This is a genomic window from Phyllobacterium sp. P5_D12 (assembly GCF_054049495.1).
Window position 1 is genome coordinate 1 of record NZ_JBFUMG010000297.1, and the last position, 5,465, is coordinate 5,465.

Genomic DNA, 5,465 nt, shown 5'->3' on the forward strand with positions numbered 1-5,465 from the left:
TGCTGGCACAGGCAACTGTGCAGGAGATGAAGGATTTCTGGACGCATTGGGCGAACAAGCCCCAGGTCGAAACCTTGCGTGGGCCGGAAACCGGCCTCGTCATGATGCGGGGACGCATCGGTGGTGGCGGTGCTCCCTTTAATCTGGGCGAAGCAACAGTCACGCGTGCAACAGTGCGGCTCGGCAATGGTGCAGTGGGTCACGCTTACGCCCTTGGACGATCGAGCGAGAAAGTCCGACTCGCGGCGATCTTCGATGCGCTGTGGCAGGAGCCGGCCTACCGCCAGACGGTTGAGGACACGATCCTCGCGCCCATTGCGCAACGCCTCAACGACAATCTTGAAGACAGACGTGCCGAAACGGCTGCGACCAAGGTCGACTTCTTCACAATGGTGCGAGGTGATAATTGATGCGCGCAGTTACACAGGTTTACGAAGGCGGTTTCAGCGATGCTGTTTTCAATTCGCAAGTGGTCTTTCGGGCACTGATGGACGCTATGGCTAGCCCGGGCCGCGTAATTGAGATCGGCAATCTGGCGGCTGCTCCGTCGCCGATTTCCTCGGTTGCAGCGTCAGTTGCGGCTACTTTGTTTGATCATGACGCGACGGTCTGGTGCGACAAGTCGATTACCAGCTCGGTGACGGCAATTGGCTGGCTGAAGTTTCATACCGGACTTGAACTGACATCAAATCCATCGGACGCACAATTTGCGTTGATCGGCGACCTTGAGACGATGCCATCGTTAGAATCCTTTGCCAAAGGCACCTCCGAATATCCGGATCGCTCGACAACAATTATTCTCCAGATCAATGGTTTTAACGGGCCGGAAGAACTGACACTAAGCGGCCCAGGCATCAAGGACACGCAAGGCTTTGCGCCAAGCCAGTTGCCAAAAATGTTCGTTGATCAATGGACCGCCAATCGCGGCGCCTTTCCGCGCGGTATCGACCTTGTCTTCGCTGGTAAAGGCGCACTCGCTGCGTTGCCGCGCACGACGTGCATTTCAAATAAGGAGGCGTGAGCCATGTATGTTGCTGTCAAAGGCGGTGAAGCCGCCATTCGCAATGCGCATAAACTGCTTGGCGAACGCCGCCGAGGCGATCGCTCGCTGCCAGCGATCGGCCTTGACCAGATCGTCGAACAGCTTGCATTGGCAGTCGACCGTGTCATGGCTGAAGGGTCGCTCTACGACACCGAGCTCGCGGCACTGGCAGTAAAGCAGGCGCGGGGCGATATGATCGAAGCGATCTTTCTGGTTCGCGCTTATCGCACCACATTGCCGCGCTTTGGCCATACCAGGCCGGTGGAGACCTCGCAGATGGCGATCGAACGACGCATATCTGCAACTTTCAAGGATTTGCCAGGCGGGCAGTTGCTCGGTCCGACATTCGACTATACGCATCGTCTGCTCGATCCCGAACTCGCCGAAGATGGGATCGTCGAAACGCCCGAACGTCGTGTTGAAGCGTACGAGCATACGCCACGCGTCACCGATATCCTCGGCCATGACGGTATGATTGAAGTCGATGGCGATATGCCCGAGGGCGTCGAGACAGGGGATCTCACACGCGAGCCGTTGTCGTTTCCGCTGGAGCGCGATTTGCGTTTGCAGGCGCTGGCTCGGGGTGATGAAGGGTTCCTTCTCGGTCTCGCCTATTCGACACAGCGAGGCTACGGGCGCAGCCACCCTTTTGCTGGCGAAATTCGTATCGGCGAAGTCGAAATCGAACTGGAAGTTGCCGAGCTTGATTTTCCTCTGACGCTGGGCCGCATTCGCGTCACCGAGTGCCAGATGATCAATCAATTCAAGGGCTCATCCAAACAGCCCCCGCAGTTTACCCGCGGCTATGGCCTCGTATTCGGCCAAAGTGAACGCAAATCCATGTCGATGGCGCTGTGTGACCGCGCGTTGCGGGCGAGGGAACTCGGCGAGGACATCACGGCTGCAGCGCAGGACGAGGAATTCGTCATTTCCCACAGTGACAATGTGCAGTCCACCGGCTTCGTCGAGCATCTGAAACTGCCCCATTATGTCGACTTCCAGGCAGAGCTTGACCTTGTGCGCCGCATGCGCGGCGAGCATCAACGCCGCGAGAGCGAAAACAGCGAAACCAAAGAGGCAGCAGAATGAAGAGAGTGAAGTTCGACCATATTGCACCAGTTCTGTTTCACGGATGGCGAGACAATCCACTAGGAAGGTGGCGAGGCCGATGCCTTTCCATCGGACGAAGCTGCCTGACAACGTGGTTGGCGGCCAGCCGGAAACCGATAAGGCCGGGTGAATTTTGCTCAAATCCTTCGGGCTTCGGCATCGTCCGATGGRAAGGCATCGGCCTCGCCAAATCCCTCGACCTTGAACCAAATTCCCTCCGGCAGAACGGTGCAATATGATCGAATCTCACTCTCAGCTTGCGACATATAATTTCGCCTATCTCGACGAACAGACGAAACGGATGATTCGTCGCGCTATCCTGAAGGCAATTGCCATTCCCGGTTATCAGGTGCCGTTCGCGTCGCGTGAAATGCCGATGCCCTATGGTTGGGGCACGGGCGGCGTTCAGGTGACGGCTGCGGTGATTGGCCCGAATGACACGTTGAAAGTGATTGACCAAGGCGCCGACGATACGACCAATGCCGTGTCGATCCGCGCCTTCTTCCAAAAGGTTTCCAATGTTCGGGTGACTACAAAAACGACGGAGGCGAYGATCATCCAGACACGCCACCGCATTCCCGAAACTGCGCTGCAAGCTGGGCAAACGCTCGTTTATCAGGTGCCGATCCCGGAACCACTGCGTTTTCTTGAGCCGCGCGAGACCGAGACGCGAAAGATGCATGCGCTTGAAGAATATGGACTGATGCATGTGAAGCTCTATGAAGACATCGCTCGTCACGGCCGCATCGCCACGACCTATGCTTATCCTGTGAAAGTCGTGGGCCGTTATGTGATGGATCCATCGCCCACACCAAAATTCGACAACCCAAAGATGCATCAATCTCCAGCATTGCAACTATTTGGTGCAGGGCGTGAAAAGCGTATCTATGCCATCCCGCCCTATACGGAAGTGGTGAGCCTCGATTTTGAAGATCATCCGTTCGAGATTCAGACATTCTCGGAGCCCTGCGCCCTATGCGGAGCCAAAGGCAGTTATCTCGACGAAGTCATTCTTGATGACAAAGGCGGCAGCATGTTTGTCTGCTCGGATACCGATTTTTGTGAGGATCGGCAGGCGGAGGGCCATCACGGCCATCTCTCGGCCAATCCTGCACAGGCAGCAGCCAGCCGTGCGGAGGCAGCAGAATGAGCGATATCCCACTCCTGAAAGTCAAAGCGCTTTCGAAATTCTACGGAAGCCGGATCGGCTGTCAAAACGTGTCCTTCGAGCTGTGGCCAGGCGAAGTTCTGGCGGTCGTTGGCGAATCCGGTTCAGGCAAGACGACGCTGCTGGACTGTCTGGCAACGCGCCTTGCACCTTCCACGGGTTCGGTCGAGTACCGGATGCGTGATGGCCAGTTCCGCGACCTCTACCGCATGAGTGAGGCCGAGCGGCGCTTTCTGATGCGTACGGATTGGGGCTTCGTCCATCAGAATCCAGCGGATGGATTGCGGATGACCGTATCTGCAGGTGCCAATGTCGGCGAACGGCTGATGGCTGTTGGCGACCGGCACTATGGCAAGATCCGCGCGACCGCTACCGATTGGCTCGGCCGTGTCGAGATTGCCGCCGACCGTATTGATGATCAACCGCGCGCTTTTTCCGGCGGTATGCGCCAGCGCCTTCAGATCGCGCGAAATCTGGTCACCAATCCGCGGCTCGTCTTTATGGATGAGCCGACAGGTGGTCTTGATGTATCGGTCCAGGCGAGACTTCTCGATCTGCTCCGTGGTCTCGTTAGCGATCTTGGTCTGGCAGCCATTGTCGTGACGCATGATCTTGCGGTGGCGCGTTTGCTCTCGCACCGGATGATGGTGATGAAGGATGGTCACATTGTCGAGACCGGTCTTACGGATCGCGTTCTTGATGATCCTCAGGCGCCTTACACCCAGCTTCTCGTTTCGTCCATCCTGCAGGTCTAGGAGAAAATCATGCCGACACCTCTCGTTGTCTCCGATGTCGCCAAGAGCTTCACCATGCACTTGCGCGATGGTATTCGACTGCCCGTCGTGGCAAACGTCTCCTTCTCCATCAAGGCGGGCGAATGCGCCGTTCTCGGCGGTCCCTCAGGAGCGGGCAAAAGCTCCATCCTGAAGATGGTTTATGGCAACTATGCCGTTGATCGCGGTCAGATCATCGTGCCCTATCGCGACCGGCTCGTTGACGTTGCCGCCGCCGATCCGCGCACGATGCTCGGCATCCGTCGCGACATGATCGGTTATGTCAGCCAGTTTCTGCGTACGGTACCGCGCGTTTCGGCGTTGGACGTTGTCGCGGAACCGCTGATTGCACGTGGTGTTGATCGTAAAGAGGCACGCGACAAGGCCGGATCATTGCTTGCCGGACTCAATTTGCCTGAACGGCTGTGGTCGCTGCCACCAGCGACATTTTCGGGCGGCGAACAGCAGCGCGTCAATATTGCTCGCGGCTTCATTACAGATCATCCGATCCTGCTTCTCGACGAACCAACGGCGTCGCTTGATGCCAAGAACCGCGATGTGGTGGTCTCGATGATCCAGCAGAAGAAGGACACGGGTGTGGCGATGCTTGGCATCTTCCACGACCAGGATGTGCGGGAAGCTGTAGCCGACAGGATCATCGATGTCACGGCGTTTTCTGTACCGAATGGCGTAGCGGCATAATTCCACCTTTGGGCTTTATTCGATTTTAAATCATCGGTTTTTCGGGAGCGGATCACGCAAATTTGTGTGCCGCTCCCGTTCTCTTTTGCACCGTCCAGGTGGGTTTTCCGTTGATAACACATAGGCTGAGAAAGCAATCCGAAGTTGTCACGCAACTGAAATGAAACTGCCATCGCAGGTTCACACAATCCCTCTAGGACGAAGCAGCGGCCAAAAGGGATTGACGAATGCTGAAGATTGAAAACGTGACGCGGCGCTTTGGCAGTAACATCGCCATCGACAACGTCAATGTTGAAATTCCGCAAGGCCAGATGGTCGGCATTATTGGCCGATCGGGCGCAGGCAAGTCGACCTTGCTGCGTATGATCAATCGGCTTATCGATCCTTCCGAGGGCTCGATCCTGTTCGAGGGCACCGATGTCGCCAAGCTGCGCGGTTCGCACCTGCGCAATTGGCAGCGTGATTGCACGATGATCTTCCAGCAGTTCAACCTTGTGCCGCGTCTCGATGTTCTTACCAATGTGCTTCTTGGGCGTCTAAACCATCGTTCGACGATCAAAAGTCTTCTCGGCATCTTCTCCAACGATGAGCGTGCCATGGCGGTCGCTGCTCTCGACCGGCTCGATATCGCCAAGACGGCTCTGCAACGCGCAGGCACACTCTCCGGAGG

The 5,465-nt window shown here is 56.7% G+C and carries 7 protein-coding genes; all 7 read left to right on the forward strand.

Annotated features, from left to right (window positions below; all coding sequences use genetic code 11):
- Positions 1-2 precede the first annotated feature (2 nt).
- A complete protein-coding gene (gene phnG / locus ACXJ5O_RS17570) occupies positions 3-410 on the forward strand; it encodes a phosphonate C-P lyase system protein PhnG (RefSeq protein WP_457301012.1) in 408 nt (135 codons plus the stop codon).
- Positions 410-1,021, forward strand: coding sequence for a phosphonate C-P lyase system protein PhnH (phnH, locus tag ACXJ5O_RS17575; RefSeq protein WP_457301013.1), 612 nt, complete (start codon positions 410-412; stop codon positions 1,019-1,021). Before phnG ends, phnH begins: the two co-directional genes overlap by 1 nt.
- A 3-nt stretch (positions 1,022-1,024) precedes the next feature.
- Positions 1,025-2,131 carry a carbon-phosphorus lyase complex subunit PhnI gene (locus ACXJ5O_RS17580; protein WP_457301014.1) on the forward strand — a complete coding sequence of 369 codons (1,107 nt, stop codon included), beginning with the start codon at positions 1,025-1,027 and terminating at the stop codon, positions 2,129-2,131.
- A 256-nt stretch (positions 2,132-2,387) separates the two neighbouring features.
- The gene (locus ACXJ5O_RS17585; RefSeq protein ID WP_457301015.1) at positions 2,388-3,302 is read left to right on the forward strand and encodes an alpha-D-ribose 1-methylphosphonate 5-phosphate C-P-lyase PhnJ; all 915 of its coding nucleotides are present in this window, start codon (positions 2,388-2,390) and stop codon (positions 3,300-3,302) included.
- A complete protein-coding gene (phnK, locus tag ACXJ5O_RS17590) occupies positions 3,299-4,075 on the forward strand; it encodes a phosphonate C-P lyase system protein PhnK (protein WP_457301016.1) in 777 nt (258 codons plus the stop codon). The genes ACXJ5O_RS17585 and phnK overlap by 4 nt, the downstream gene beginning before the upstream one ends.
- A gap of 9 nt (positions 4,076-4,084) precedes the next feature.
- Positions 4,085-4,795: a phosphonate C-P lyase system protein PhnL gene (gene phnL / locus ACXJ5O_RS17595; protein WP_457301017.1), complete on the forward strand. Its 711-nt coding sequence runs from the start codon at positions 4,085-4,087 to the stop codon at positions 4,793-4,795.
- A 227-nt stretch (positions 4,796-5,022) separates the two neighbouring features.
- Positions 5,023-5,465: ATP-binding cassette domain-containing protein (locus tag ACXJ5O_RS17600; protein WP_457301018.1), on the forward strand; the 443-nt coding region annotated here is incomplete at its 3' end.